Below are 26,880 nucleotides of genomic sequence, written 5' to 3'. Positions count from 1 at the left end.
CGTCAGGCGGCCAGGGGCGCGTCCAGATATGCGTGTACCGCTTCGGCGGCCACCACGGCGCTGGCCATGCAGGCGGTCAGCAGATAGCCGCCCGTGGGCGCTTCCCAGTCCAGCATTTCGCCGGCGCAAAAGACGCCGGGCAGCGCCTTGAGCATCAGGCCGGAATCAAGGGCTTCCAGGGTCACACCGCCCGCGCTGCTGATGGCCTCGTCGATCGGGCGGGCGCGCAGCAGGCGCACCGGCAGCGCCTTGATGCAACGGGCCAGCAGCGCCATATCGCTCCAGGCCTGGGGCTCGGCGCATTCCCGCAGCAAAGCCGCCTTGACTCCCTTGAGCCCGAGCCGGCTCTGCAGATGGCTGGCCATTGAACGCGCACCGCGCGGATGCGCCACCTGGGCGGCCACGCGGTCGGCAGACAGATCGGGCAGCAAGTCCAGCCACGCCACTGTCGCGCCCCGCGCATCGATGGCGTCGCGCAGCGGCGCGGACATGGCATAGACCAAGCTGCCCTCGACCCCGGTGGCGGTCAACACGAACTCGCCGCGCCGCCATGTGCCCGGCGCGCCATGGTCGTCGGGCGCCATGGCCACGGATTTCACGGGCGTGCCGGCGCAGCGTTCGCGCAGATGAGCGCTCCAGTCGACATCGAAGCCGCAATTGGCGGGCCGCAATGACGCGACGTCCACCCCGCACGCCCGCAGGCCGGGCACCCAGGCGCCGTCCGAGCCCAGGCGCGCCCAGCTTGCTCCGCCCAGCGCCAGGACGACGGCGTCGGCCTGCGCCACCACGGCGCCCTGCGGAGTATCGAAGTGCAGCGTGTGCGCCGCGGCCGCGGCGGCGTCGGGCCAGCCCGTCCAGCGGTGCCGCATGTGCAGGCGCACGCCGGCCGCGCGCAGCCGCGACAGCCAGGCTCGCAACAGCGGGGCCGCCTTCATTTCGCGCGGGAACACCCGGCCGGACGAGCCGACGAACGTATCTATGCCCAGCCCATGCGCCCATTCGCGCATCGCGTCGGCATCGAAGTTCCGCAGCCAGCCGGCCACGGCGGCGCTGCGCGCGCCGTATCGCTGGCTGAAGCGCCCCGCAGGTTCGCTATGCGTCAGGTTGAGCCCGCCGCGCCCCGCCAGCAGGAACTTGCGGCCCACCGACGGCATGCTGTCGTATACGTCGGCCTGTATGCCCCGGCGCGCCAGGACCTCGGCCGCCATCAGGCCCGCCGGGCCGCCCCCGATTATGGCTACGCGCACGGCAGCGGCTTACACCAGCACGCGTTCGATGCCGCCGGCATTGGCGCGCCGGACGTAGTCTTCCATCCATTGCTCGCCCAGGATGTGGCGAGCCATTTCGACCACGATGTAGTCGGCCTGCATGGACGTATCCTGCTGATAGCGCGACAGGCCCTGCAGGCACGACGGACATGACGTCAGCATCTTGACCTCGCCCGCGTAGCCATCCTGGCGCACGGCGGCCTGGTTCTTGTTCAGTTCTTCCTGCTTGCGAAAGCGCACCTGGGTAGACACATCGGGGCGCGTCACCGCCAGCGTGCCGGATTCGCCGCAGCACCGGTCGGTCTTGATCGCGCCATCGCCCACCAGCGCACGCACCGTTTTCATGGGCTCCTGCAGCTTCATGGGGGTATGGCAGGGGTCGTGGTACACGTAGCGCACGCCCTGCACCCCGTCGAGCTTGATGCCTTTTTCAAGCAGGTATTCGTGGATGTCTATCAGGCGGCAACCCGGGAAGATCTTGTCGAATTCGTAGCCCGCCAACTGGTCATAGCATGTGCCGCAGCTGACCACCACGGTCTTGATGTCCAGGTAGTTCAGCGTATTGGCCACGCGGTGGAACAACACGCGGTTGTCGGTGATGATCTGTTCGGCCTTGTCGTTCATGCCGTTGCCGCGCTGGGGATACCCGCAGCACAGATAGCCCGGCGGCAGCACGGTTTGCACCCCCGCATGCCAGAGCATGGCCTGCGTGGCCAGCCCCACTTGCGAGAACAGCCGTTCCGATCCGCAGCCCGGAAAATAGAACACCGCCTCGGTATCCGCAGTGGTGGCCTTGGGGTCGCGGATGATGGGTACGTAATTGGCGTCTTCGATGTCCAGCAGCTTGCGCGCGCTTTGCTTGGGCAGGCCGCCCGGCATCTTCTTGTTGACGAAGTGGACCACCTGCTCGCGCAACGGCGGCTTGCCCACCGTGGCAGGCGGATGCGCCGTCTGCTTGCGCGCAATGCCCGACAGCAGGTCGTGTGCCAGGCGCTGCGCCTTGTAGCCCACGCCCACCATGGCCTTGCGCGTGGCGTTGATGGTGGCCGGGTCCTTGGCATTCAGGAAGAACATTGCCGCCGCGGTGCCCGGGTTGAACGACTTGCGACCCATGCGGCGCAGCAGCGCGCGCATGTTCATGGATACGTCGCCGAAGTCGATGTCCACCGGGCAAGGGTTGTAGCACTTGTGGCAGACCGTGCAGTGGTCGGCGACGTCTTCGAATTCTTCCCAGTGCTTCAGGCTGACGCCGCGGCGGGTCTGCTCTTCGTACAGGAAAGCCTCGACCAGCAGCGAGGTCGCCAGGATCTTGTTGCGAGGCGAATACAGCAGGTTGGCGCGCGGCACGTGGGTCGCGCAAACCGGCTTGCATTTGCCGCAACGCAGACAGTCTTTGATGGATTCGGAAATGGCGCCGATATCGCTTTGCTGCATGATCAGCGATTCGTGGCCCATCAGGTTGAAGCTGGGGGTCCAGGCATGGCGCAGGTCAGCGCCGGGCATCAGCTTGCCCGCGTTGAAGTGGCCGCGCGGATCGACGCGCCGCTTGTATTCCTGGAACGGCGCCAGTTCGGCTTCGGTAAGGAATTCGTACTTGGTCAGGCCGATGCCGTGCTCGCCCGATATCACCCCGTCCAGGTCGCGCGCGATCTGCATGATGCGGGCCACCGCCTGGTGCGCCTCGGTCAGCATTTCGTAGTCGTCGGAGTTGACGGGAATGTTGGTGTGCACGTTGCCGTCGCCGGCGTGCATGTGCAGGGCGACGAATACACGGCTCTTGAGCACGCGGGCGTGGATCGCCTTGAGTTCGTCGACCACGTGCTTGCCCATGTTGCCCGAGAAAATGCCTTGCAGCGGCGCCAGCACTTCGGTTTTCCAGGACACGCGCACCGTGCGGTCCTGCAGCACGCTGAACAGCGTGACGTCGGGCTGCGCGGCCACCCGGTCGGCCAAGGCGCCCTGCAGCGGCGCCAGGCCCAGGCCCGGCAGGTCGGGCAGCGCCTGGTGCAGCGGCATATCCAGGTTGTCCAGCAGCCACTGCCAGCGACGCCGCACCTGCGCCAGCACGTCAATGGCCTGGCGGGTGCGCTCGGCCAGCTGTTCGGCCCGGGCCGGGCCGTCTTCCGCGTCTTCGATCTTGCCGATGGGCAGCGGCGCCGCCAGGAAAGCGTCCAGCGCTTCGAGCAGCCTGAGCTTGTTGCGTGTGGACAGCTCGATGTTGATGCGCTCGATATGGTCGGTGTATTCGCCCATGCGCGACAGCGGGATGACCACGTCTTCGTTGATCTTGAAGGCGTTGGTATGCCGGGCGATGGCCGCCGTGCGCGATCGGTCGAGCCAGAATTTCTTGCGGGCCTCGGCGCTGACGGCCACGAAACCTTCGCCATGGCGGGTATTGGCCAGCCGCACGACCTCGCTGGCAGCAGTGGCCACGGCGTCTTCGTCATCGCCCACGATGTCGCCGATCAGCACCATCTTGGGCAGCGTGCCGCGCTTGCTCTTGGTGGCATAGCCCACCGCGCGCAGGTAGCGTTCGTCGAGATGCTCCAGGCCGGCAAGAATGGCGCCGCGTGCGCGGCCTTCGCCATCGAGATAGGCCTTGACCTCGACGATGGACGGAATGGCGTCGCGCGCCTGGCCGAAGAACTCCATGCACACCGTGCGGGTGTGGCGCGGCATGCGATGCAGAATCCAGCGGGCGGACGTGATCAGGCCGTCGCAGCCTTCTTTCTGCACGCCCGGCAGGCCGGCCAGGAACTTGTCGGTGACGTCTTTGCCCAGGCCTTCTTTGCGGAATGCGCGGCCGGCGATTTCAAGCTGTTCGGTCTTGATGAGCTTTTCGCCCGGCTTGCCGGCGCCGTCGAACCACTTGAGCTCGAAGCGCGCGACGTCCACGTCGTGGATCTTGCCCAGGTTGTGGTCCAGGCGCGTGACTTCGAGCCAGTTGCCGTCGGGATCGACCATGCGCCACCAGGCCAGGTTGTCCAGCGCAGTGCCCCACAGCACGGCCTTTTTCCCGCCGGCGTTCATGGCGATGTTGCCGCCCACGCACGAGGCTTCGGCCGAGGTGGGGTCTACGGCGAACACATGGCCGGCCTGTTCGGCGGCTTCGGCGACGCGCTTGGTCACCACGCCCGCCCCGGCATGAATGACCGCCACCGGCTCGGTCAGCCCGGGCAGAATACAGGACTCGACCGGCCCCAGGGCGTCGAACTTTTCGGTGTTGATGACCGCCGACTTCCAGGTCAGCGGAATGGCCCCGCCGGTATAACCGGTGCCGCCGCCACGCGGCACGATGGTCAGGCCCAGCTCGATGCAGGCGCGCACCAGGGCAGCGATTTCTTCTTCGTTGTCGGGCGTGAGCACGACGAATGGATATTCCACCCGCCAGTCGGTCGCGTCGGTGACGTGCGACACGCGTGACAGGCCATCGAACTTGATGTTGCCGCGCGCAGTGAATCGGCCCAGCACTTTCACGGCCTGCTTGCGCAGGTGCGCCGTCTGGTCGAACTGGCTTTCGAAAGCCGCCACGGCCGAACGCGCCCGCGCCAGCAGCTCGCCCACCTTGGCGTCGCGGTGCGGATCATGGCCTTCCAGGGCCGGCACGTCGGGTTCGCGGCGCTTCTCGATCTCGGCCAGGCGATGATGCAGGGCCTCGATGAGCAGCCTGCGGCGCTTGGGGTTGTCGAGCAGGTCGTCCTGCAGGTAGGGGTTGCGGCTGACGACCCAGATGTCGCCCAGCACTTCGTACAGCATGCGCGCCGAGCGGCCGGTGCGGCGCTCGCCGCGCAGGTCGGTCAGCCACTGCCAGGCATCGTCGCCCAGCAGGCGGCCGACGATCTCACGGTCGGAGAACGACGTGTAGTTGTACGGGATTTCGCGTAGGCGAGATGTGGCCGCGGGCGGGATCGCCGCGGACAGGATTTGGCTGGCGAGGGGGGCGTTCATGGACAACGGTAGGGAAAGGCCCTTAAAGAATCATTTTATGACATTGTGCGCGGCGGCCGCCCGGGCCCGCCGGACCGAACGCCGGTAGCGCCGACGCGGCGCCGCGTGCGAGAGGCCTACACGGGCTGCGGAAAGAACCACAGCAGGCCGGCCGTCATGATGGTGTACCGGGCAAACTTGCCGATGGCCATGTACAGCACGCACGGCCAGAACGCCAGGCGCAGCCAGCCCGCCACGGCGCACAGCGGGTCGCCCACGGCCGGCAGCCACGACAGCAGCAGGGCCGGCGGGCCGATCCGGTGCAGCCAGTCGTGGGCATGCAGGTGCCAGCGCCCGCGCATGCGGTCGGCGGGCCCGCCGGGGTGGCCAGGGTGCCCGTCGGGATGCGGGTGGGGGTGTTTTTCCCGCCATCGTTCCAGGGCGCGGTGGGCGCCCAGGCCCATGGCGTAACTGATGGCTCCGCCGATGGTGTTGCCCGCGGTGGCGACCAGCACGGCCGGCCAGAACATGTCGGGCGCCAGCTTCACAAAGCCGAAAACCGCCGGCTCGGAGCCCAGCGGCAAGAGGGTCGCCGAAATGACGCTGACCACGAAAATGGCCGGCAATCCGACCACGGGCAACGCCACCAGCGCCAGCATCCAATGTACGGCGTTCAGCAGGCTTTCTTCCATGATGGGCGGCAGTTTAGCTGGTTTGGGGTGGCGTTTTTGGGGGGGTGTTGGGGTTCTGTTGGCGTCGTGGGCGGGAGGCGTGGGGCCTTGGCTTCACGGGGCCGTCGGGCGCCCCGCGCGCCCGATCCGCCCCCGAGGCGCCGCGGCCCCCACGCCCCCCGCCCACGACTTGCAGTGGAATACCGATGATGCATCGCCGGGGCGGATCGGATTCTTGCATGTTGAACGCCGCATTGGCGTGGAAGGGAAAATCGCACAGGGCCGCATTTTCCGGGCCGCCCTGCGCGGCCTGGAAAATGCATTCGCATAGGGGATGGGGATGGCGTGTGGGCCGGTGGCTGGCGCCGATCGATGGATATGCCGATGCGCTCCCGGTGTCTGACACCTCGCATCAAGCAAGCGCCTATCGCACTCCAGGTGTCAGACACCGACCAATTTTCTCGGGTCAGGCATCAACCCATGCCCTCGGTGTCTGACACCACCCCGCATATACAAATCCCCGACACAATCCTTGCCCGAATGGCCCGCCCGCGCCGCGCAGGGCGGCGCGGGCGGGCCGGGCGCGCAGGGCGCCCGACGGCACCGTGAAGCCGGGTCTCGCGCCCCCTCCCCCCGCGACGTCATCAGAAGGAACACCTCCTCCCCAAATGCCGCATGCAATAATCCCCCCACCGCTTCAACCTTCCTACACGCGGCCCCAAAGCCACTATGTCCGCCGATTATCTAAAACGCATCCTGACCTCGAAGGTCTATGACGTCGCCGTCGAATCCCCGCTAGACCCCGCTCCCCTGCTGTCCCAGCGAATTTCGAACACGGTGCTGCTCAAGCGTGAAGATACCCAGGCGGTTTTCAGCTTCAAGCTGCGCGGGGCGTACAACAAAATGGCCAACCTGCCGCCCGCGGCGCGCAACCGGGGCGTCATCGCCGCCTCGGCGGGCAACCATGCGCAGGGCGTCGCGCTGGCTGCATCGCGGCTGGGCTGCCGGGCCGTCATCGTCATGCCCACCACCAGCCCGCAAGTCAAGATCGACGCGGTGCGGCGCCTGGGCGGCGAAGTCGTGCTGGCCGGCGAGAGCTTCACGGATGCCTACGAGCACGCCCAGACGCTCGAGAAGAAAGAAAAGCTCACCTTCGTGCACCCTTTCGACGACCCTGACGTCATCGCCGGGCAGGGTACGGTGGGCATGGAGATCCTGCGCCAGCATCCCGGCCCCATTGATGCCATTTTCGTGGCCATCGGCGGCGGCGGGCTGGTGTCGGGTATCGCCGCCTACGTCAAGCAACTGCGCCCCGAGATCAAGATCATCGGCGTGCAGACCGATGACTCCGACGCCATGCTGCGCAGCGTGCGCGCGGGGCGCCGCGTGCAGCTCAACGATGTGGGCCTGTTCTCCGATGGCACCGCCGTGAAGATGGTCGGCGCCGAAACGTTCCGGCTGACCCGCCAGTATGTCGACGATTTCGTGGTGGTCGACACCGACGCCATCTGCGCGGCCATCAAAGACGTATTCCAGGATACCCGCAGCGTGCTCGAGCCCGCCGGCGCCATGGCGGTGGCCGCCGCCAAGCAATATGCCGCCACGCACAAGCTCAAGGGCGCCACTCTTGTTGCCATCGCCTGCGGCGCCAACATGAACTTCGATCGCCTGCGCTTCGTGGCCGAACGCGCCGAAGTGGGCGAAATGCGCGAAGCGGTTTTCGCAGTCAGCATGCCCGAACAGCGAGGCAGCTTCCGGCGCTTCTGCCAACTGGTGGGGCACCGCAGCGTGACGGAGTTCAACTACCGCATATCCGACCCCGCGCGCGCGCACGTATTCGTGGGCCTGCAGGTCGCCTCGCCATCCGAGTCCGACAAGATCGCCGCAAACTTCCGCCGCAACGGCTTCGATACGCTGGACCTCACTCACGATGAAATGGCCAAGACTCACTTGCGCCATATGGTGGGCGGCCGGTCCACGCTCGCCAGCAACGAACTGCTGTATCGCTTCGAGTTTCCCGAACGTCCGGGCGCATTGATGCGCTTTCTCAGCGCCATGAACCCCGACTGGAACATCAGCCTGTTCCATTACCGCAACCAGGGCGCGGATTACGGCCAGATCCTGATCGGCATCCAGGTGCCGCCGTCCGACAAGAAGCAATTCAAGAGCTTCGTGGCCGAGCTGGGCTACCCGCACTGGAACGAAACCGACAATCCGGCCTACCGCCTGTTCTTGTAGCGGAAGGGCCCCTTTGCAGGGGCCCTTCCTTTCCAGCCACGCCCACGGCCGGCGCAAACCTTCGCGGGGTCAGTTGTCACTGGACGGGCGACGGATACCGCCCGTGCATCCGGCAACCCGCGCCGGCCGTGCCGCGCGCTTAGAACCGGTGGCGCAGGCCGACGGCGGCCGCCGTGCTGCGCACGTCTTCCTGGAACGCGTAGTTGTCGCCGTACGACGCGTACGCATACAGGTTGGTGCGCTTGCTCAGGTCGTAGGTGTAGCCGACGCTGTAGATGTTGGTGGTGGCGTCGTCTCCGGTCAGGCGGTCATTCTTGGCGTCGGCGCGCTGCCACGACGCAAACACCTTGTGCGGGCCGAACGGCGCGCTTACACCCAGCAGGTACGAATTGGCGCGGAATCCGTCAACGGTGCGAAAGTTGCCGTAGTTTTCAACGCCCGTGGGCAACGTATCCAGGTTGGTGCTGACGAACCATCCGTCGCGCGTCTGGCTGAATGCCGCCGACACTTTCACCACCTCGAAGTCGTACGCGCCGCCCACGATGTACTGCTGGATGTGGCCATCGTTCTTGCCGCCGGGCGTGCTGTTGTCCGGGTTCATGCGGTCGTACGCAGCCGCCAGGGTCAGGGGGCCGTTGGCGTACTGCAGGCCGGTGGTCAGCACGCGGTTGTTGTCGCCGGTCTGGAAGTTGTTGCCCGAGGAGGTGTTGCGGTCGTCGGCATTGAATGAATAGCCGATGCCGAACTTGAAGCCCGAGATCGAAGGAGTCTGGTACAGCACCATGTTGTCCAGCCGCATCGTGTTGGCCGAACCGAACGTGGCGCCCATGTTGGCGGTGTCGTAGCTCAGGCCGAACGGGTCGATGCTGCTGAAGTACTTGGAGGCCAGATTGGTCTGGCGGCCGAAATCCAGGCGTCCCCAGGTGTCGCTTTGCAGGCCCACGGTGGCCTGGCGGCCGAACAGGCGGCCGCCTTGCGACGAATTGCCGTTGTTGGGGGAAAAGCCGCCCTCGAGCTGGAACACGGCAGACAGGCCATCGCCCAGGTCTTCGACGCCGCGCAGCCCGAAGCGCGAGCCGCTGCTGACGCCGTCTACGGCGCCGAAGCGGCTTTGCTTGTTGCCATCCGGGCCCTTGATCTGGTTGTATCCCACGCCCGCGTCGATCAGGCCATACAGCGTCACCGAGGTTTCCGCCTGGGCCAGGCCCGCCAAGCAGGTAGCCAGCGCGGCGGCCAATAGCGTTTTTTTCATGGTGTTTTCCTAGAACAGTGTGAAAGGAAAGAGCCACGCGCGATCCGCATCGACCGTAGCGATGCCGGCAGGCGCATGTACACCGCGCAGTATCTTTGCAACCGCTGCCGAAATTAAGCGTGCGTTTGGCGATCTGTTTTGCAGAAAGGCGATTGACGCCGCCCCGGGCGTGGCCCCTAATGGGCCCTGGCGCGACGACAGCGGGTGCGGCCGGCTAGCGGCCGTCGGGCGGATAGTCCAGTTCGCCGAAGCCGACCTCGCCGGCCTCTTTGGCGGCGGCAAGCTCGGCGCGCACCTGGGCGCGGGTCTTGCCCGAGGTGACGGGCGGCTCGGGGGGATAGTCCAGCTCGCCGAAAGACAGCTCGCCCGAGGCCCGCGCCTGCGCAAGCTCGGCGCGCACCTGAGAGCGGGTCTTGTGCGAACCGGCCGGCGCGACGGGCGGCGGATAGTCCAGCTCGCCAAACGAGACCTCGCCGGCCCGCTTGGCCGCCGCCAGTTCGTCGCGCACTTGGGCGCGCGTTTTACGAGGAGCTTCTTCAGACATAGCGTGAGCAAAGAGGTTTACGAAACGGTGGTTCGGCCGCATCCGGCTCGTTCGGCAGCGCCGATCGTTTCGCGGGCGGAACAGAGTTTTCTGTTTTCAACTAACAATCCGGCCGCGGCGATGCGATATGTTCTTTATATCGCATCTTCCCCCCGGCACGTCTCATGGATATCCAGCTCAACGACATCGCGCTCTTTGTCGAAGTCGCCAAGCGCAAGAATTTCAGCCATACCGCCGAAGCCCTGGACATGCCCGCGTCCACGCTGTCGCGGCGCGTCACAGAACTCGAACACGGCATAGGCCTCAAGCTGCTGAACCGCAGTACCCGGCGCATTGAGCTCACGCCGGCCGGCCAGGCGTACTTCGAGCGCTGCCTGCCACTGGTAGAACAGGCGCGCGTGGCGCACGACCAATTGGTCGCCATGGCCGCCCAGCCCCGAGGCCGGTTGCGGGTATCCATGCCGTCGAGCCTGGCGCAATTCTTTCTGCCCGAGGTGCTGCACGATTTCCGGGTGCAGCACCCCGATATCGAATGCGACTTCGACCTGAGCATGCGCAATATCGATCCGCTGGACAACCCGTATGACGTGGTGCTGCGCTTCGGCCCTCAGCCCGACTCCAGCCTGGTGGCGCGGCACATCGTGCAAGTACAACGGCGGCTGTTCGCCTCGCGCCAATACCTGGAACGCTATGGCACGCCGCGCGTGCCTGCAGACCTGGCACATCATGAATGCCTGCGCGCGACCATGGACGACGCCTATTCGCACTGGGAGCTGCATTCGGGCGCAACAACCGAAACCGTTGCCGTGTCGGGGCGCCTGGCGGCCAACAATATAAGCGTGCTGGCGCATCTGGCCAACCAGGGCCTGGGCATCGCCCCCCTGCACCTGAAGGTATCCGACGGGTCTGGCGAGCCGGTCGGCGGCAAGGACCTGGTGCAGGTGCTGCCAGGCTGGCGTCTTGCGCCCGTTTCCTTGTTTGCGCTGCTGCCGTCGCGCACGCCGCCCGCCAGGGCCCGCGCGTTCCTGGACTTTATCGAGCCCCGGCTGGCCACCTGCGCCATGCCGGCTGGCGATGAAGGCGAACTAGCGGTCAGGCGGCGCCATCGAAGCTGCACACCGTGAACAGCGGCGTGCCGGTGGCGGCAACCTTGCCCGAACCACCCAGCTCGGGCAGATCGATAATGGCGGCGGCCTCGACCACGTTGGCCCCCAGCCGCTGCAACAGCTTGATGGCGGCCAGCATGGTGCCGCCAGTGGCGATCAGATCGTCGACCAGCAAGACGCGCTGGCCGGTGCGCACCGCGTCGGTATGCATCTCGACCGTTGAATTGCCGTATTCCAGGCTATAGGACTCGGCCACTGTGCGATAAGGCAGCTTGCCCTCTTTGCGCACCGGCACGAAACCCAGGTTCAGCTCGTAAGCGAGCACGCTGCCCACGATAAAGCCGCGCGCGTCCACGCCCGCCACCAGGTCCAGCCTTTGGCGCATATAACGGTAGACGAACAGGTCGATGAGTACGCGGAAGGTGCGCGGGTCTTGTAGCAGTGGCGTGATATCGCGGAACACGACCCCGGGGCGGGGCCAATCGGGAACGCTGCGGATAGTGCGCCGGATGAGTTCGGCAGTATCGGTCTGCATGGGAACGCCCCGGAAAAGTGAAGCAACGCAAACTATAACCGTGCCGCCGGGCTTAGGCCAGCGCAACGGCCGTCAGGCGGCCGCCACGCAACGCCAGGCATCGGTGCACCGTGCCGGGCGGCAGCGCTGCGTGGGTCACGAGCAATACCGTACGTCCCTGCGCGGCGCGGCCCAGGTCGCGAAAGAATGCCTCCTGCGCGGCGGCGTCCAGGCCGGCGGTGGGCTCATCCAGCGCCAGCACGGGGGCGGGAGCCAGCAGCGCGCGCGCCAGACACAGCCGGCGCGCCTGGCCCGCCGACAGCGTGGCGCCCGTCTCGCCCACCCAGCTGTCCAGCCTGTCGGGCAGCGCCTGCACAAAGTCCGCCAGGCCGGCCGCGTCCAACGCCGCCCAGAGCGCGGCATCACCCGCGTCGGGCGCGCCGATCAACAGATTGGTGCGCACGGTGCCCAGGAACACCGGCGCATCCTGCGCCAGCCAGGCCACGCGGCGGTGCCAGTCGGCCTGGGCCGCCAGGCGCAGGTCCACGCCGCCATAGCGCACACCGCCTGCCTGCGGGTCTTCCAGGCGCAGCAACAGGTGCAGCAGCGTGGATTTGCCGCCGCCGCTGGGCCCGACAATGGCCACGCGCTCGCCGGGCTCGACGCGCAGGCTCACGCCATCGAGCACTGGCAGTCCGGGCAGGCCCGCCGGACCCGGATAGGCATAGCGCACGGCGTCGAACTCGATGGCGCCCCGACTGGGGAGGGCTTGCGGTTCCCGCGGATCTTCCTGGGCGGGCCGCTGTGCGGTAATGGCATGGATGCGCCGCGCGGCGGCCACGGACCCGCCCAGCCGCGCAGCCCCTCGCATCAGCGGGCCAAGTACTTCGAACAGCCCGATGGCGGCCAGCACCAGCCCGGCCAGCACGGGGCCGGCCAGCCTTTGCTCGGCCTGGGCCGCCAGCCCGAACCACAGCACGGCCAGCATCCCGGCGCCCGACAGCACTTGCAGCGCCCACAGGCCGCCCGCGGCCACCCGTACCTGCGCCCAGCGGGCGCCGGCGGCCTGCTCGCAGTGCCGGGCGTACGCGCCGCGCACCTGTGCCGCGGCATGCCATGCGACCACGTCGGCATGGCCTTCCACCACGTCCAGCGTCGCGGCGCGCAACTGCGCATGACGCTCCTGGATGTCGCGCCCGGCCTGCCGGCCCGCCCACCCCTGCCAGGCCGGCACCGCCAGGCAGGCGGCAAGCATGGCAGCCGCCAGGATCCACGCGCCCTCAGGGGTCCAGCGCCCCACCACCGCCGCAAGCAGGGCGGCCGCCAGGGCCGCTGTCGTCAACGGCGCCAGCACGTTCAGGAATACCGTATCCAGGGCATCGACGTCGCCCGTCAGGCGCGCCACCAGATCGCCGCCCCGATAGCGGCCCAGCTGCCGCGGCGTAAGTGCGACCAACGCGTCGAACACGCTGGCGCGCAGGTCGGTCAGCAGGCGCAGCGTGGCGGCGTGCCCCACCAGCCGCTCGGCATAGCGCGATGCGATCCGCACGAACGACAGCAGCCGCACCAGCGCCGACGGCACGAACAGGTTGAAAACGGTGCCGGCGCCGGCCAGGGCCGCGGCGCTCAGGAACCACCCGGACACGCCCAGCAAGCCCACGCCTGCCGCGATCGTCACCAGCGCCAACACCAGCGCCGCGGCCAGGCCGCCGACTCGCCGGCGATACAGGGGCAGCAGCAGCCATAGTGTTTTCATGCCGGCTCCAGCCTGCCGTGCGCCAGGCGCAGCATTCGGGGCAGCCGGCGGGCCACCGCCGGCGCGTGCGTGGCCAGCACAAGGGTGCGCCCCTGCGCAAAGGCCAGGACTTCATCCATGACGCGCGCCTGCGCGGCCTCGTCCAGATGCGAGGTGGGCTCGTCCAACAGAACCAGGCCGGGGTCGCGAAGAAACAGACGCGCCAGCGCCACGCGCTGCGCCTGCCCGCCCGACAGGCCATGCCCACGGCTTCCCAGGGGAGTATCCAGCCCCAGGGGCATCGCATCGGCAAATTCCAGCACACACGCACGCCGGGCGGCTTCACGCACTTGCGCATTGGTGGCATCGGCCCGGCCCAGCCGGATGTTGTCGGCGATGCTGCCCGCGTACAGGTATGGCCGCTGGCCCACCAGCGCCACGCGTTCGCGCAAGGCCGGTTCATCCCACTCTGCCAGCGGAACGCCGTCGAGAATGACCTGGCCCGCCCCTGCGCGCAGGCGGCACAGGGTCTCGAGCAGCGTCGTCTTGCCCGCCCCGCTGGGCCCCGTCAGCGCGACGTGGGCGCCGGGCTCCAAAGCCAGCCGCGCCCCGTCTATGATCGCCCCCGCGCGGCCCGGGGCATAAATCGTCAACGCGTCGGCACACACCGCCGCCCCCGTGGCGGGGGCAGGTGTCCGACGCTCCGGTGACGGTGTCAGACACCCCTGCGAATGCCCTGCCTCGAGCGCCGCTGCGGCAGGGGGTGTCTGACACCCAACAACGGCCGCATCGGTATCCGCTGTCGCACGCTCCTGCAACGGTGTCAGACACCCCTGCGAACGCCCTGCCTCGAGCACCGCTGCGGCAGGGGGTGTCTGACACCCAACAACGACCGCATCGGTATCCGCTGTCGCACGCTCCTGCAACGGTGTCAGACACCCCTGCGAATGCCCTGCCTCGAGCGCCGCCGCGGCAGGGGGTGTCTGACACCCAACAACGGCCGCATCGGTATCCGCTGTCGCACGCTCCTGCAACGGTGTCAGACACCCCTGCGACTGCCCTGCCTCGAGCGCCGCCGCGGCAGGGGGTGTCTGACACCCAACAACGGCCAGCGCATCGGTATCCGCTGTCGCACGCTCCTGCAACGGTGTCAGACACCCCTGCGAATGCCCTGTCTCGAGCGCCGCCGCGGCAGGGGGTGTCTGACACCCAACAACGGCCGCATGGGGTGTCTGACACCTCGACGGACGATCTGGGGTCTGGCGCCCGTGGCCACGCGGGGTTGTTTCGGACGCTGCCGGGTGGCTGTCTTCCGGATCGCCGTCGGCCGGGTCGGGCAAGCCGTCAAATGCCGCGGCGATCTGGGACACGGCCGCGCGGGCGGCGGCGCGGTCGTGGTAATGCGCGGCGAACTGCCGCAGCGGCGCATACGCTTCCGGGGCCATCAGCAGGCAGAAGAAGCCCACGTGCAATGTCAGCGGCGAACCGCGCACGTCCAGAAAGCCCAGGTAGGTCAACCCGAAGTACACCGCCATGCCGGCCACGCCCAGCGCCGCGAAGAACTCCAGCACGGCAGACGACAGGAATGCAATGCGCAGCACCGCCATCGTGCGCCGCCGTACGGCATCGCTTGCGGCGGCGACCGAGCGCGCCTCGGCTTCGGCGCGGCCATATAGTTTCAAGGTCGACAGGCCGCGCAGCCTGTCGGCAAAAAAGCCGGACAGGCGCGCAAAGGCCTGCAGGTGGCGACGGCTGGCAGCCTCGGCCCCCCACCCCACCAGCGCCATGAAAAGGGGAATCAAGGGCGCCGTCACCAGCAACAGCAGGCCCGCCACGATATCCAGCGGCAGCAGCACCACGGCAAACGCCACCGGCAGCACGGCCGCGGCCACAGCCGACGGCAAATAGCGCGAGAAAAATCCGTCCAGCGCCTCGACCTGGTCGACGATGGCGCTGGCCAGCTCGCCCGACACCCGCGCGCGCGACCATTGCGGCCCATGCGCCACCAGCCTGTCGAATAACGCCAGCCGCACCCGCTGCTTGATTGCCTCGGCGGCCCGTGCCCCGGCGCGCTCGCCCAGCCATGCCAGCGCCGCGCGCGCCAGAATCAACGCCGCGATCGCGCCGATGGCGGGCGCCAGTTGGGCGCGCAGCGCGCCTTGTGCGATGGCCGCGTCCAGCACCCGCGCCAGCAACCAGGCCTGCGCCACCAGCAAAATGCCCCCCAACAGCGGCGATCCGGCCGCCACGGCCAGGGGCGCGCGCACCCGGCGCGCCTGCGCGGCCAGCCAACGCCCCTGTTCACGCGTGGCCTGGCCGGCCGGCACGGCGGGGTCCGGCACATGGCCGGGCGGGCGGCTCACTTGCCGGGCGGCCTGGCAGGATCGTGCTCGCCGCCTTCGCGCAATTCAAACCACATGGCATTAAGAATGGCAAAGGCGCACGCCAGGCTCAAACCGAGTATCCACGAGAAATACCACATGCGTGCGGGCTCCTAGTAAGAATTGGGCGTGCCGTCGACCGACTCGGCGCTGACCTTGCCGCGCATCACGCGATATACCCAGGCGGTGTACATCGTGATGATGGGCATGAAAAACGCCGTGGCCAGCAACATGATCCATAGCGTCAGGCGGCTGGACGATGCGTCCCACACCGTAAGCCCGAAGCGCGGGTCGGCCGACGAAGGCATCAGGAACGGAAACAGCGCCAGCCCCACTGTCAGGATCACGCCACTGACCGCCAATGACGAAATGATGAACATCAGGCCGTCGCGGCAGCGCCCTAGCAGCGCCGCCACCAGCAGAGCGCCGCCCACGCCCAGAGCGGGCGCCACCCAGGCCAGCGGCCACTTGCCGAAGTTGGCCAGCCAGCCGCCGGGCTGCAGCGCCACGGTCTTGCTCGCCGGGTCGGACGGCGCCAGCGTATTGGGGATGCTGGTAATGATGTGCCCGTCAATGCCGTATGCCACCCAGAAGCCCCCCGCGACGAACAGCGCCGCCGTCGCCAGCGCCGCCAGGCGGCCGGCGCGTCGCGCGCGTTGCGCAACCACGCCGTCGGTGCGCCATACGAGCTGCACCGCGCCGTGCATGACCAGCATGGCCACGCTCAACACCCCCGCCAGCAGGGCAAAGGGGCTGAACAGCTGGTAGAAATGGCCGTAATACTGTGGGCGCAGCATGTTCGCGTCAAAGCCGAAAGGCACGCCCACGATCAGGTTGCCCATGGCCACCCCGAACACCAGCGACGTCAGCACACCCGACGCGCACAGCACGCGGTCCCATGTGCTGCGCCAGCGGGTGCCCTCCATCTTGCTGCGGTACTTGAAGCCCACCGGCCGCACGATCAGGGCAACCAGCACCAGCATCATGGCCATGTAAAAGCCCGAAAACGACGAGGCATACAGCAGCGGCCACGCCGCGAAAATGGCCCCGCCCCCGGTGATCAGCCAGACCTGGTTGCCTTCCCACACCGGCCCCACGACGTTGATGACCACGCGCCGCTCTATGTCGGTACGGGCCACCACCGGCAGCAATGCGGCGATGCCCAGGTCGAAGCCGTCCATCACCGCAAACCCGATCAGCAGCACGCCCAGCAGCGCCCACCAGATCACTCTCAAGGCGGCATAGTCAAAAGGAATCAGACTTTCCATTTGCGCGCTCCGTTATCAATATGCGTCGACAGCGGCGGAAACCGGATCGGCCTGCGCCGGACGCGGCGGCTGATCCGACTTGGGCCCGGCCTTGATGGCATGCAGCATCACCTTCACGCCGATCACCAGCAGCACGGTGTACAGCGACACGAAGATGCTCAGGCTGATCACCAGGTCGCTTACCGTCAGGCCCGAAGCGGCGTAGTAAGTGGGCAGCACGCCTTCGATCACCCACGGCTGGCGTCCGTACTCGGCCACGAACCAGCCGGCTTCAATGGCCACCCAGGGCAGCGGCAGGCTCCACAGGGCCACTTTCAGCAGGCCAGGGCGGCGGTCCAGTTGCCCGCGCGACGCCAGCCAGAACGCCACCGCGAAGAACAGGATCAGGTACATGCCCACCGCCACCATGATGCGGAACGCCCAGAACAGCGGCGCCACATGCGGAACCGTATCCTGCGCGGCCCGTGCAATGTCTGCGTCGGTGACCTTGCTCAGGTCGGGCTGGTGGCGCTTGACCAGCAACGCATAGCCCAGCTCGGGCCAGGTGCGGTCCAGCGTCATCCGCGCCTCGGTATCGTCGGGGTTGGCGCGTATGCGCTGCATGGCCTCGTAGGCCACCAGGCCTTCGCGGATGCGTACCTCGGCGCGCCGCACCAGGTCGTCGATGCCCAGCATCGGCGTGGTCAGCGACCGCGTGCCGATGATGCCCATCACCCAGGGAATCTCGATGGCGTAGTCGTTCTTGCGCTCTGCCTGGTTGGGAATGGCAAACAGGTTGAAGCTGGCCGGCGCGGGCTCCGTGTGCCACATGGCCTCGATCGCGGCGATCTTCATTTTCTGGTGCTCGGTGGTCAGGTAGCCGCTTTCGTCGCCCAGCACCACGACCGACAGCGCGGACGCCAGGCCGAAGCTGGCGGCCACGGCCATCGAACGCTTGGCCAGGTCGACATGGCGACGCCGCAGCAGATACCACGCGCTGATCGACATCACGAACATCGCGCCCGCGACATAACCCGCGCTGACGGTATGCACGAACTTGGCCTGGGCCACGGGGTTGAGCAGCACCGCGACAAAGTCGGTCATTTCCATGCGCATGGTGTCGGGGTTGAATACCGCGCCCACCGGGTTCTGCATCCAGCCGTTGGCAATCAGGATCCACAAGGCCGAGAAGTTGGTGCCGAAGGCAACCAGCCAGGTCACCACCAGGTGGCCCACCCTGGACAGGCGGTCCCAGCCGAAGAAAAACAGCCCGACGAAGGTCGCTTCCAGGAAGAACGCCATCAGGCCTTCGAGCGCCAGCGGCGCGCCGAACACGTCGCCCACATAGTGGCTGTAGTACGACCAGTTCATGCCGAACTGGAACTCCATGACCACACCGGTGGCCACGCCCAGCGCGAAGTTGATGCCGAACAGCGTGCCCCAGAACATTGTCATGCGGCGCCAGATGTCGCGTCCGGTCATGACATACACGCTTTCCATGATGGCCAGGATGAACGACAGCCCCAGCGTCAGCGGAACGAAGATGAAGTGATACATCGCTGTCGCGGCGAACTGCAGGCGCGACAGGTTGACGACGTCGATATCGAACATAATCGCCTTCCTAGCAAGCCGCGGCAAGCCGCGATATCGCCCTGGCGCCGATGGGGCGGCGGGCGGCCCGGTACAACCATATGCGCGCCAGGCGCGCTTCCGACAGACCCATACGACACATCCTTCGTGATGCCGCGATGTCAGTCCCGGCCTCGCAGCTTGCCGGCAAACCCCAGAACCTTCTGCACCTTGGTGCCCATTTTCATCAGGCTTTGTAGCGTTTCGGGGGGAAGGTCATGCACCTCGTCGAACCAGCCGGTGCACAACTCGATCAACTCGAGCATCTCGCGCATGCGCTGATGAGCATATGCCTCGGATTCGCCGCGCGGCGGGTCCAGCAGCGTGTCGCGCAATAGTGTCAGCGTGGGGTCGACTTCGCGTTTGCGCTTTTCTTCCATCAGGATGCGGAAGATCTCCCAGACATCTTGCGGGGTCTCGAAGTAATCGCGGCGATCGCCTACCTGATGCACCAGCTTCACCAGGCGCCATGACTGCAGCTCTTTGAGCCCCATGCTGACGTTCGAACGCGAAAACCCAAGGGCTTCGGCGATATCGTCGGCATTGAGCGGCTGCGGCGCCAGGAACAGCAAGGCGTACATCTGCCCCACCGTGCGATTGACGCCCCACCGGCTGCCCATTTCGCCGAAATGCAGCACGAAACGTTCGGTCCGAGGCGTGAGTGGCATGTTTTGTTACGCGAATTTCAGAAATTTCTGAAATTATCGTATTAACCAAAATCAAAAGCAAGCCACAAAAATGCCGCCTGGAAGGCGGCACTATCTACAACAGGATAAGAGTCAGCGGTGCGGTGTCTGACACCCTGGCGTCGACGGCCTGGCGCAGACCAGATCGGCGCTGGACGATGCGGTGTCTGACACCCTTCGGGAGTCAGACACCCTGGCGTCGACGGCCTGACGCAGACCAGATCGGCGCTGAACGGTGCGGTGTCTGACACCCTTCGGGAGTCAGACACCCTGGCGTCGACGGCCTGACGCAGACCAGATCGGCGCTGAACGGCTCGGTGTCTGACACCCTTCGGGAGTCAGACACCTTGGCATCGACAGCCTGCGCCAACCCGGACCGGCGCCCGTCACAGCGGTGTCTGACTCCCGAAGGGTGTCAGACACCTTCGCATCGACGGCAAGAAGCAACGCAGCCGGGGCCGCGCGCCACTGCCTGCAGGCGCGCCCGCAGGTGATCTGTCAGGCCTTGACGGCCACCTTGCCGGATACGCGCTTGGCCTTGGCGCGGGCGGCCTGGGCGTCGGTGTCGGTGGCCAGGGCCACGCCCATGCGGCGCTTGGCGAACGATTCGGGCTTGCCGAACAGCCGGATATCGGTACCCGGTTCGGCCAGGGCGTCGGCCACGTGGTGAAACGATACGCCGCGAGCCTCCAGGCCGCCGTAGATGACGCTGCTGGCGCCGGGCTGGCGCAGCGAGGTATCGACCGGCAGGCCCAGCAAGGCGCGGGCATGCAGCTCGAACTCGCTCTGGGCCTGGGTGATCATGGTGACCATGCCGGTGTCGTGCGGGCGCGGGCTTACTTCCGAAAACCACACCTGGTCGCCGGCGACGAACAGCTCCACGCCGAACACGCCCATGCCGCCCAGTTCACCCGTGACCGCGCGGGCAATTTCCTGCGCGCGCTGCAACGCCACGGGGCTCATGGGGTGCGGCTGCCAGCTTTCGATGTAGTCGCCATCGGCCTGCAGATGGCCGATGGGTTCGCAGAAATGCGTCTGGATGCTGCCGTCGGCCGCGCGCGCCCGCACCGTGAGCAGGGTGATTTCGTAATCGAACCGGATGAAGCCCTCGACGATGACGCGCCCCGCCCCCACGCGGCCGCCCTCTTGCGAATACTGCCAGGCCGCGGCGATGTCGTCGGGGCCATGGATGACCGACTGGCCCTTGCCCGACGACGACATGACGGGCTTTACCACGCAAGGGTAGCCGATGCCTTCGTCGATGGCGCGGCGCAGCTCGGACTCGGCGTCCACGAACCGATAAGGCGACACCGGCAGGCCCAGGGTTTCGGCGGCCAGCCGGCGGATGCCTTCGCGGTTCATGGTCAAGTGCGCGGCGCGGGCCGTGGGCGTGACACGGGCGGTTCCGGCGGCTTCGATCTCGGCCAGCACCTGGGTGGCGATGGCCTCGATCTCGGGCACGATTACGTGGGGGCGCTCTTGCTCGATGACGCGCCGCAGGGCGTCCGGGTCGGTCATGGACACGACATGGGCCCTGTGCGCAACCTGGTGGGCCGGCGCGTCGGCATAGCGGTCGACCGCCACCACTTCGACGCCGAGCCGCTGCAGGGCGATGGTGACTTCCTTGCCAAGCTCGCCGGCTCCCAGCAACATGACGCGAACGGCGGAGCCGGACAGGGGCGTGCCCAGCACGGGCGCGGGAATGGAAGACATGACGCGAGCCTGGTAGAGAGTTGAAACGGAAAATTGCGGCGCCAGCATGCCACACACCCAGTAAGGCGGCAACCAGCCATACTGAGATTAAAATCCGCCCATGACCGACCATCCCACCACCTCTGGCGGCACGGCGATCGATTCCGCGCGCCGCACGCTGCGCATCGAAGCCCAGGCCATCGCCGATCTTTCCGCGCGGCTGGACGACAACTTCACGCGCGTGGTCGACATGCTGCTGGCCTGTCGAGGCCGGGTCGTTGTCAGCGGCATCGGCAAGACGGGCCACATCGCCCGCAAGATCGCCGCCACCTTTGCCTCGACCGGCACGCCGGCTTTCTTCGTGCATGCCGCCGAAGCCATCCATGGCGACCTGGGCATGATCACCCGCGACGATGTCCTCATCGCGGTGTCGCATTCCGGCTCGGGCCAGGAACTGCTGACCATCCTGCCCGTGGCCCGCAGAATGGGGGCCGGCCTGGTCGCCATCACCGGCAACCCGGCCTCCGAGCTGGCGCGCCTGGCCGACCTGCACCTGGACACCAGCGTGGCGCAGGAAGCCTGCCCGCTCAACCTGGCGCCCACCGCCAGCACCACCACCGCGATGGCCCTCGGCGACGCGCTGGCGGTGGCCTGCCTGGAGGCGCGCGGCTTCGGCCCCGCCGACTTCGCCCGTTCGCATCCGGGCGGAACCCTGGGCCGCCGCCTGCTCACTCACGTGCGCGACGTCATGCGCCAGGGGGCCGCGCTGCCCACGGTGGCCGAATCCGCGGCGCTGTTCACGGCGCTTGAAGAAATGTCCGCCAAGGGCATGGGCATGACCATCGTGCTCGACGCGGCCGGCAAGCCCACCGGCATCTTCACCGACGGCGACCTGCGCCGCCTGATCGAACGCCATGGCGATATTCGCAACCTTACGGTGGCGCAAGGCATGACCCGCATGCCCCGCAGCATAGGTCCCGACGCGCTGGCGGTGGATGCCGCCCGCCAGATGGACGAACAGCGCCTGAACCAGATGCTGGTGCTGGATACCGACGGCGCCCTGCTGGGCGCCCTGCACATGCACGACCTGATGGCCGCTAAAGTAGTATGACCATGACACCACCTCACAATCTCTCTCCCCACCCGGCCGAAGCGCTGGTCCTGGCCCGCATTTCGCCGGCCGTGCGCGAGCGCGCCGCCGCCGTGCGCCTGATGGTGTTCGACGTCGATGGCGTGCTCACCGACGGCAGCCTGTATTACGGCGAAAGCGGCGAACTGTTCAAGCGCTTCCATGCGCACGACGGCCATGGGCTGCGCCTGCTGCTCGAGGGCGGGCTGAAAGTCGCCCTGGTCACGGGCCGGTCGGGCCCCATCGTCGACCGCCGCGCCGCCGAACTGGGCATTGCCGAGGTCCTGCAGGGGGTGCGCGACAAGGGCGCGGCGCTGGCGGAACTTGCCCAGCGCCATGGGGTCGAACTGAACCAGACCGGCTTCATGGGCGATGACATCATCGACCTGCCGGCCCTGCAACGCGCCGGATTCGCCGCCAGCGTGGCCAATGCGCCGGGCTATATTGCGCAGGCAGCCCACTGGGTGGCCTCGCAGCCTGGCGGCAGCGGCGCCGTGCGCGAATGCTGCGACCTGCTGCTGGCCTCGCAAGGCCGCCTGGGCGCCTTCATGACGGCGCCCGGCCTGCTCGGCCCCGGCGCCATCCAATAACGCCTCAGGCATGAAAGAACGCTTCCCGGCCCTGATCGCCCTGGTACTGCTGATCGCCATCGTGGTCGGCACGTGGTGGGCGGCCGACTACGCCCAGCGCGCCATCCCTATCGATCCGCCGCGCAGGCTGACCCACGAAATGGACTCATGGGCGCGCGATTTCGTCATGCTGCGCACCGACGCCACCGGCAAGCCCGTCAACCGGCTGGAAGGCACCTATGCCGAACACTTCCCCGACGACGATTCCTATCACGTCACGGCTCCCCGCGCCGTCGGCCAGCAAGAAAACAACCCCATTACGGTGGCCACGTCCGATACCGCCATCATGGAACGCGGCGGCGTGCGCATCGTCATGAACGGCAACGCCCACGTGCATCGCCGGGCCGACGCCAACAACGACGCGCTCGACGTGCGCAGCAAGCAGCTCATCATCCTGCCCGACGAAGACGTCATCTATACCGACCTGCCGGCCGTCGTGGTCAAGGGAAATTCCCGCATGAGCGGCACCGGCATGCGGTACAACAACGCTACCCGGCAGCTCCAGGTGTCGGCTTCCACCGACGTCGAGATCGCCGGCTCCGATACCCGCACGCGCCCCTCGGGCGAATCAACCCAGGCCTCGCCATGATGCACTCACCGATTTCCCCGATGCGTTCCTTCGCCGCCAGGGCCTTGTCCGCTTGCCTGTTGCTGGGCGCGGCGGCCGCGCATGCGCAGCAGGCGGCGCCGGCCGAAGAACCCAGCACGCTGATCCTGTCCGATACGCTGCACTACGACGACATCAAGCGCCAGAGCATTTTCACCGGCAATGTCGTGCTCACCCGCGGGCTGATGAAGCTTACGGCCGACCGGCTCGAAGCCCACGAAGACGCGGCGGGCAACCAGTTCGGCACCGCCACCGCCAACAAGGGCAATATCGTGACCATCCGGCAGGAACGGCCCGAAAGCTTCGAAGTCATCGAAGGCACGGGCCTGCGCGCCGAGTACAACAGCACCAAGGGCGAATTCGACCTCATCGGCCAGGCCATCGTCACGCGCTTCATCTGCGGCAAGCCGTTTGACACCATCCGCGGCGAACGTGTCCGCTACAACGAAAAAACCGGGGTGTACCAGGCCCAGGGCGGGCCAAACTCATCGGCGCCGGGCGGCCGCGTGCGCTCGCTGGCTCCTCCGCGCGCCAAGGCCGACGCCGCCATCGCCGAATGCCGCGCAAAGCGCGGCGCGGCCGCCAAGCAGGGCTGAAAGGCCCACCCGCCGTTCTTCTTCGCATACTCATGACCCAGACTCCCCCGCCCAACTTGTCATCAGCCTCCGGCGTCAAGCAGGGCAGCCTGCGCGCAACGGGCCTGCGCAAGATCTACAACGGCCGCACCGTGGTGCAGGACGTCTCGCTGTCGGTCAACAGCGGTGAAGTCGTCGGCCTGCTCGGCCCCAACGGCGCGGGCAAGACCACCAGCTTCTACATGATTGTCGGCCTGGTGCCCGCCGATGCCGGCCGCATCGAAATCGACGATGCGCCCATCACTGCGATGCCCATCCACAAGCGCGCGCGCATGGGCTTGTCGTACCTGCCGCAGGACGCGTCCGTGTTCCGGCGCCTGAGCGTCGAACAGAACATCCGCGCCGTGCTCGAATTGCAAGTCGGCGCCGACGGCCGCGGCCTTACCGACGGGCAGATCAAAGAGCAGCTCGAAAACCTGCTCGACGAATTGCAGATCGGCCACATCCGCGGCAACGCCGCCATCTCGCTGTCGGGCGGCGAGCGGCGCCGCGTCGAAATCGCTCGCGCGCTGGCCACGCGGCCGCGCTTCATCCTGCTCGACGAGCCCTTCGCGGGCGTCGATCCCATCGCCGTCATCGAAATCCAGCGCATCGTGCGTTTTCTGAAGGGCCGCGGCATCGGTGTGCTGATCACCGACCACAATGTGCGCGAAACCCTGGGCATCTGCGACCGCGCCTACATCATCAGCGAAGGCAAGGTGCTTACCGACGGGCAGCCCGATGAAATCGTCGGCGATCCGGCCGTGCGCCGCGTCTACCTGGGCGAACACTTCCGTATGTAACAAAACCTGGGGGCAACCCCTGTACGGCCCCTGCGGGGCCGCGCGCCCGCTTGCCCGGACGCAACTTGTTTTAGCCCACAGAGTCTATACACTAGTACTGAAGGCCGGCGTTTCGCGCGCCGCGCCCCATCCATCCAACCCCTTTTCACAGGAGACCTATTCAGCCGATCCCCGCGCTATATGCGCACCCATTTCTCTTTTTTGTAGGAGAGCGCACTATGAACCTGAGCATCTGCGGTCGTCATCTCGACGTCACCCCGGCCATCCGGGAATATGTCATGAACAAACTGGCGCGAGTGCTGCGGCATTTCGATCACGTGATCGATACCCAGGTCATGCTCTCGGTTGAGCCCCTGCGGCATAAAGCCGAAATCACCATGCGACTGCGCGGCAAGGACATCCATTGCGAAGCCGTGGATGAAAACCTTTACGCAGCCATCGACCTCCTGGCCGACAAAGTCGACCGCCAGGTCCTCAAGCACAAAGACAAGGTACAAAGCCACTCGGCAGAGTCCGTGAAGCGACAAGCCGCTGCCATGCAGCAAACCCCGTAGTCCCGCGCCTCACCCCGACTCGAGCCGGTCACGTACCCGAGCTTGAACCCTAGATCCCGCTAGCCGGATCTGCCCGATCCCGATGTCCCGCGAGATGCAGCTTTCCCGCCGGGGCATCGGCAAGTCCCCCCTTCCCAATGCCTTGCCGATGCGACTATGCTTGCCGGTTCGTACCAGGTAGCGGCCGCGGCGGATTTTGCACTGCCGCATAACACCCTATAATGAACCGCATGAATCATTTGTCGCGCATCCTTCCCGCCGGCAACGTCGTTCTCGACTTGCCCGCCACCAGCAAGAAACGCGCATTCGAGCAGGCCGGGCTGCTCTTCGAAAACCATCACGGGCTGGCCCGGACTGTCGTGTTCGACAGCCTGTTTGCACGCGAACGCCTGGGCTCCACGGCCCTGGGCCAGGGCGTGGCGGTGCCGCACGGGCGCGTCAAGGGGTTGTCCGAACCCATGGCCGCGTTCTTCCGCCTGGCGCAGCCGGTGCCGTTCGACGCCCCCGATGGCCAGCCGGTCACCATGCTGATGTGCCTGCTGGTGCCCGAAACCGCTACCCAGCAGCACCTGGATATCCTGGCCGAACTGGCCCAGTTGATGTCCAACAAGGCGCTGCGCGAAGCCCTGGGCACCGAAACCGACCCGGCCGAAGTTCACCGGATGCTCACCACGGGGCAACGCTGACCCCGCCGATCGCCGAGGCGCTGCCATGCTGACTGTGCAGGAACTGGTCGACGACAACGCCGACAACATCCCCTTCACCTGGATCGCCGGACAAGGCGCCGCAGAGCGCGCCATCCGCGACGACGGCATGTCGGCCGCCGACCTGATCGGCCACCTGAACCTCATTCACCCCTCGCGCATACAGGTGTTCGGCCAGGAAGAACTGGCCTACTACAGCCGCTTCGACCTGCGCCGCCGAACGCACCACATGGACGAACTGCTGATCGGCGGCGTGCCGGCCATCCTGCTGGCCGACGGCCTGACGCCGCCGCAGGATCTCATCGACCAATGCGACCAGCACCAGGTGCCGCTGCTGTCCACGCCCGTGGCGGCCGCGCAGCTCATCGACCTGCTGCGCATCTACCTGGGCAAGAAGCTCGCGCCCACCACCACGGTGCACGGCGTCTTCATGGACGTGCTGGGCGTGGGCGTGCTGATCACCGGCGAATCGGGCCTGGGCAAGAGCGAACTTGCGCTCGAACTGATTTCGCGCGGCCATGGCCTGGTAGCCGACGACGCGGTCGAATTCTCGCGTATCGCCCCCGGCATGATCGAAGGCCACTGCCCCCCGCTCCTGCAGAATATGCTTGAAGTGCGTGGCCTGGGCCTGCTCGACATCCGCACCATCTTCGGCGAAACGTCCGTGCGGCGCAAAATGCGGCTCAAGCTCATCGTGCACCTGGTGCGCTCTACCGCGCAAGACAAGTTCGAACGCCTGCCCCTGCAAGACATCACCCAGGACATGCTGGGCATGCCCGTGCGCAAAGTCATGCTGCAGGTGGCCGCCGGCCGCAACCTGGCCGTGCTGGTCGAAGCCGCGGTGCGCAACACCATCCTGAAACTGCGCGGCATCGATACGCTGGGCGAATTCATGGAACGCCAGGCCATGGCGATCTTGCAAAGCAGCAAATAGGCCACGCCACCGGCCC

At 66.9% G+C, this 26,880-nt stretch carries 23 protein-coding genes; 10 read left to right on the top strand and 13 right to left on the bottom strand.

The features are described 5' to 3' along the window. Positions 1-2: 2 nt before the first annotated feature. From CAL18_RS00885 to CAL18_RS00875, 3 genes are all read right to left on the bottom strand, one after another. Entirely contained in the window at positions 3-1,247 is a 1,245-nt protein-coding gene (locus tag CAL18_RS00885) for a TIGR03862 family flavoprotein (RefSeq protein WP_170940264.1), read from the bottom strand. 9 nt (positions 1,248-1,256) lie between these two features. Continuing rightward, on the bottom strand, positions 1,257-5,216 hold the full coding sequence (locus CAL18_RS00880) for a DUF3683 domain-containing protein (RefSeq protein ID WP_094795787.1): 3,960 nt from the start codon (positions 5,214-5,216) through the stop codon (positions 1,257-1,259). 116 nt (positions 5,217-5,332) lie between these two features. Then, positions 5,333-5,887 carry a YqaA family protein gene (locus CAL18_RS00875; RefSeq protein ID WP_026639452.1) on the bottom strand — a complete coding sequence of 185 codons (555 nt, stop codon included), beginning with the start codon at positions 5,885-5,887 and terminating at the stop codon, positions 5,333-5,335. Between the two features lie 708 nt (positions 5,888-6,595). On the opposite strand from CAL18_RS00875, the gene ilvA reads away from it, so the two are divergent. Further along, on the top strand, positions 6,596-8,104 hold the full coding sequence (ilvA, locus tag CAL18_RS00870; protein WP_094817167.1) for a threonine ammonia-lyase, biosynthetic: 1,509 nt from the start codon (positions 6,596-6,598) through the stop codon (positions 8,102-8,104). 139 nt (positions 8,105-8,243) lie between these two features. On the opposite strand, the gene CAL18_RS00865 is transcribed toward ilvA, so the two are convergent. Then, positions 8,244-9,356: a porin gene (locus CAL18_RS00865; protein ID WP_026639454.1), complete on the bottom strand. Its 1,113-nt coding sequence runs from the start codon at positions 9,354-9,356 to the stop codon at positions 8,244-8,246. A 214-nt stretch (positions 9,357-9,570) separates the two neighbouring features. Then, positions 9,571-9,900, bottom strand: coding sequence for a DUF4148 domain-containing protein (locus tag CAL18_RS00860; RefSeq protein ID WP_038852275.1), 330 nt, complete (start codon positions 9,898-9,900; stop codon positions 9,571-9,573). A 164-nt stretch (positions 9,901-10,064) separates the two neighbouring features. Here CAL18_RS00860 and CAL18_RS00855 point away from each other — a divergent pair, with 164 nt between their 5' ends. Next, on the top strand, positions 10,065-11,024 hold the full coding sequence (locus tag CAL18_RS00855; protein WP_094817166.1) for a LysR family transcriptional regulator: 960 nt from the start codon (positions 10,065-10,067) through the stop codon (positions 11,022-11,024). Here CAL18_RS00855 and CAL18_RS00850 read toward each other — a convergent pair. The 8 genes from CAL18_RS00850 to purT all read right to left on the bottom strand — a co-directional run bounded on the left by CAL18_RS00850 (position 10,993) and on the right by purT (position 20,911). Continuing rightward, complete coding sequence (locus CAL18_RS00850; protein ID WP_026639455.1) at positions 10,993-11,541, bottom strand: adenine phosphoribosyltransferase; 549 nt, start codon at positions 11,539-11,541, stop codon at positions 10,993-10,995. The two genes, CAL18_RS00855 and CAL18_RS00850, sit on opposite strands and share 32 nt — an antisense overlap. A 52-nt stretch (positions 11,542-11,593) precedes the next feature. Next, positions 11,594-13,276 (bottom strand): thiol reductant ABC exporter subunit CydC, encoded by a 1,683-nt coding sequence (gene cydC / locus CAL18_RS00845; protein WP_094817165.1) that lies wholly within the window; start codon positions 13,274-13,276, stop codon positions 11,594-11,596. Continuing rightward, positions 13,273-15,618 (bottom strand): ABC transporter transmembrane domain-containing protein, encoded by a 2,346-nt coding sequence (locus tag CAL18_RS19800; protein ID WP_249278362.1) that lies wholly within the window; start codon positions 15,616-15,618, stop codon positions 13,273-13,275. The genes cydC and CAL18_RS19800 overlap by 4 nt, the downstream gene beginning before the upstream one ends. Beyond that, positions 15,615-15,737, bottom strand: coding sequence for a cytochrome bd-I oxidase subunit CydX (cydX, locus tag CAL18_RS00835; protein ID WP_094795782.1), 123 nt, complete (start codon positions 15,735-15,737; stop codon positions 15,615-15,617). Before cydX ends, CAL18_RS19800 begins: the two co-directional genes overlap by 4 nt. Before the next feature lie 12 nt (positions 15,738-15,749). Continuing rightward, positions 15,750-16,904 (bottom strand): cytochrome d ubiquinol oxidase subunit II, encoded by a 1,155-nt coding sequence (gene cydB / locus CAL18_RS00830; RefSeq protein ID WP_026640785.1) that lies wholly within the window; start codon positions 16,902-16,904, stop codon positions 15,750-15,752. A gap of 15 nt (positions 16,905-16,919) precedes the next feature. Continuing rightward, the gene (locus tag CAL18_RS00825; RefSeq protein ID WP_094795781.1) at positions 16,920-18,494 is read right to left on the bottom strand and encodes a cytochrome ubiquinol oxidase subunit I; all 1,575 of its coding nucleotides are present in this window, start codon (positions 18,492-18,494) and stop codon (positions 16,920-16,922) included. Between the two features lie 140 nt (positions 18,495-18,634). After that, on the bottom strand, positions 18,635-19,180 hold the full coding sequence (locus tag CAL18_RS00820; protein WP_026640787.1) for a GbsR/MarR family transcriptional regulator: 546 nt from the start codon (positions 19,178-19,180) through the stop codon (positions 18,635-18,637). A 516-nt stretch (positions 19,181-19,696) separates the two neighbouring features. Next, positions 19,697-20,911: a formate-dependent phosphoribosylglycinamide formyltransferase gene (gene purT / locus CAL18_RS00815; RefSeq protein ID WP_094817164.1), complete on the bottom strand. Its 1,215-nt coding sequence runs from the start codon at positions 20,909-20,911 to the stop codon at positions 19,697-19,699. A gap of 100 nt (positions 20,912-21,011) precedes the next feature. On the opposite strand from purT, the gene CAL18_RS00810 reads away from it, so the two are divergent. The 8 genes from CAL18_RS00810 to hprK all read left to right on the top strand — a co-directional run bounded on the left by CAL18_RS00810 (position 21,012) and on the right by hprK (position 26,864). After that, positions 21,012-22,001: a KpsF/GutQ family sugar-phosphate isomerase gene (locus tag CAL18_RS00810; RefSeq protein WP_094817163.1), complete on the top strand. Its 990-nt coding sequence runs from the start codon at positions 21,012-21,014 to the stop codon at positions 21,999-22,001. Beyond that, a complete protein-coding gene (locus CAL18_RS00805; protein WP_026640790.1) occupies positions 21,998-22,609 on the top strand; it encodes a KdsC family phosphatase in 612 nt (203 codons plus the stop codon). The genes CAL18_RS00810 and CAL18_RS00805 overlap by 4 nt, the downstream gene beginning before the upstream one ends. 10 nt (positions 22,610-22,619) lie before the next feature. Then, positions 22,620-23,237 (top strand): LPS export ABC transporter periplasmic protein LptC, encoded by a 618-nt coding sequence (gene lptC, locus CAL18_RS00800; RefSeq protein ID WP_026640791.1) that lies wholly within the window; start codon positions 22,620-22,622, stop codon positions 23,235-23,237. Beyond that, positions 23,234-23,851, top strand: coding sequence for a lipopolysaccharide transport periplasmic protein LptA (gene lptA, locus CAL18_RS00795; RefSeq protein ID WP_094817162.1), 618 nt, complete (start codon positions 23,234-23,236; stop codon positions 23,849-23,851). Before lptC ends, lptA begins: the two co-directional genes overlap by 4 nt. Positions 23,852-23,883: 32 nt before the next feature. After that, entirely contained in the window at positions 23,884-24,672 is a 789-nt protein-coding gene (gene lptB, locus CAL18_RS00790) for an LPS export ABC transporter ATP-binding protein (protein ID WP_026640793.1), read from the top strand. A gap of 218 nt (positions 24,673-24,890) precedes the next feature. Beyond that, positions 24,891-25,226 (top strand): ribosome hibernation-promoting factor, HPF/YfiA family, encoded by a 336-nt coding sequence (gene hpf, locus CAL18_RS00785; RefSeq protein WP_026640794.1) that lies wholly within the window; start codon positions 24,891-24,893, stop codon positions 25,224-25,226. Between the two features lie 230 nt (positions 25,227-25,456). Continuing rightward, complete coding sequence (locus CAL18_RS00780) at positions 25,457-25,912, top strand: PTS sugar transporter subunit IIA (RefSeq protein WP_026640795.1); 456 nt, start codon at positions 25,457-25,459, stop codon at positions 25,910-25,912. 25 nt (positions 25,913-25,937) lie between these two features. After that, positions 25,938-26,864: an HPr(Ser) kinase/phosphatase gene (hprK, locus tag CAL18_RS00775; RefSeq protein WP_026640796.1), complete on the top strand. Its 927-nt coding sequence runs from the start codon at positions 25,938-25,940 to the stop codon at positions 26,862-26,864. Positions 26,865-26,880: the final 16 nt, after the last annotated feature.

Source organism: Bordetella genomosp. 7 (assembly GCF_002261415.1).
Lineage (GTDB): Bacteria > Pseudomonadota > Gammaproteobacteria > Burkholderiales > Burkholderiaceae_B > Bordetella_A.
This window is presented reverse-complemented; position numbering and strand designations above follow the sequence as displayed.

Coding starts and splice junctions, on each gene's coding strand:
- CAL18_RS00880 (WP_094795787.1), bottom strand. CDS start 5,216: ATGAACGCCCCCCTCGCCAGCCAAATCCTGTCCGCGGCGATCCCGCCC.
- CAL18_RS00875 (WP_026639452.1), bottom strand. CDS start 5,887: ATGGAAGAAAGCCTGCTGAACGCCGTACATTGGATGCTGGCGCTGGTG.
- ilvA (WP_094817167.1), top strand. CDS start 6,596: ATGTCCGCCGATTATCTAAAACGCATCCTGACCTCGAAGGTCTATGAC.
- CAL18_RS00865 (WP_026639454.1), bottom strand. CDS start 9,356: ATGAAAAAAACGCTATTGGCCGCCGCGCTGGCTACCTGCTTGGCGGGC.
- CAL18_RS00860 (WP_038852275.1), bottom strand. CDS start 9,900: ATGTCTGAAGAAGCTCCTCGTAAAACGCGCGCCCAAGTGCGCGACGAA.
- CAL18_RS00855 (WP_094817166.1), top strand. CDS start 10,065: ATGGATATCCAGCTCAACGACATCGCGCTCTTTGTCGAAGTCGCCAAG.
- CAL18_RS00850 (WP_026639455.1), bottom strand. CDS start 11,541: ATGCAGACCGATACTGCCGAACTCATCCGGCGCACTATCCGCAGCGTT.
- cydC (WP_094817165.1), bottom strand. CDS start 13,276: ATGAAAACACTATGGCTGCTGCTGCCCCTGTATCGCCGGCGAGTCGGC.
- cydX (WP_094795782.1), bottom strand. CDS start 15,737: ATGTGGTATTTCTCGTGGATACTCGGTTTGAGCCTGGCGTGCGCCTTT.
- cydB (WP_026640785.1), bottom strand. CDS start 16,904: ATGGAAAGTCTGATTCCTTTTGACTATGCCGCCTTGAGAGTGATCTGG.
- CAL18_RS00825 (WP_094795781.1), bottom strand. CDS start 18,494: ATGTTCGATATCGACGTCGTCAACCTGTCGCGCCTGCAGTTCGCCGCG.
- CAL18_RS00820 (WP_026640787.1), bottom strand. CDS start 19,180: ATGCCACTCACGCCTCGGACCGAACGTTTCGTGCTGCATTTCGGCGAA.
- purT (WP_094817164.1), bottom strand. CDS start 20,911: ATGTCTTCCATTCCCGCGCCCGTGCTGGGCACGCCCCTGTCCGGCTCC.
- CAL18_RS00810 (WP_094817163.1), top strand. CDS start 21,012: ATGACCGACCATCCCACCACCTCTGGCGGCACGGCGATCGATTCCGCG.
- CAL18_RS00805 (WP_026640790.1), top strand. CDS start 21,998: ATGACCATGACACCACCTCACAATCTCTCTCCCCACCCGGCCGAAGCG.
- lptC (WP_026640791.1), top strand. CDS start 22,620: ATGAAAGAACGCTTCCCGGCCCTGATCGCCCTGGTACTGCTGATCGCC.
- lptA (WP_094817162.1), top strand. CDS start 23,234: ATGATGCACTCACCGATTTCCCCGATGCGTTCCTTCGCCGCCAGGGCC.
- lptB (WP_026640793.1), top strand. CDS start 23,884: ATGACCCAGACTCCCCCGCCCAACTTGTCATCAGCCTCCGGCGTCAAG.
- hpf (WP_026640794.1), top strand. CDS start 24,891: ATGAACCTGAGCATCTGCGGTCGTCATCTCGACGTCACCCCGGCCATC.
- CAL18_RS00780 (WP_026640795.1), top strand. CDS start 25,457: ATGAATCATTTGTCGCGCATCCTTCCCGCCGGCAACGTCGTTCTCGAC.
- hprK (WP_026640796.1), top strand. CDS start 25,938: ATGCTGACTGTGCAGGAACTGGTCGACGACAACGCCGACAACATCCCC.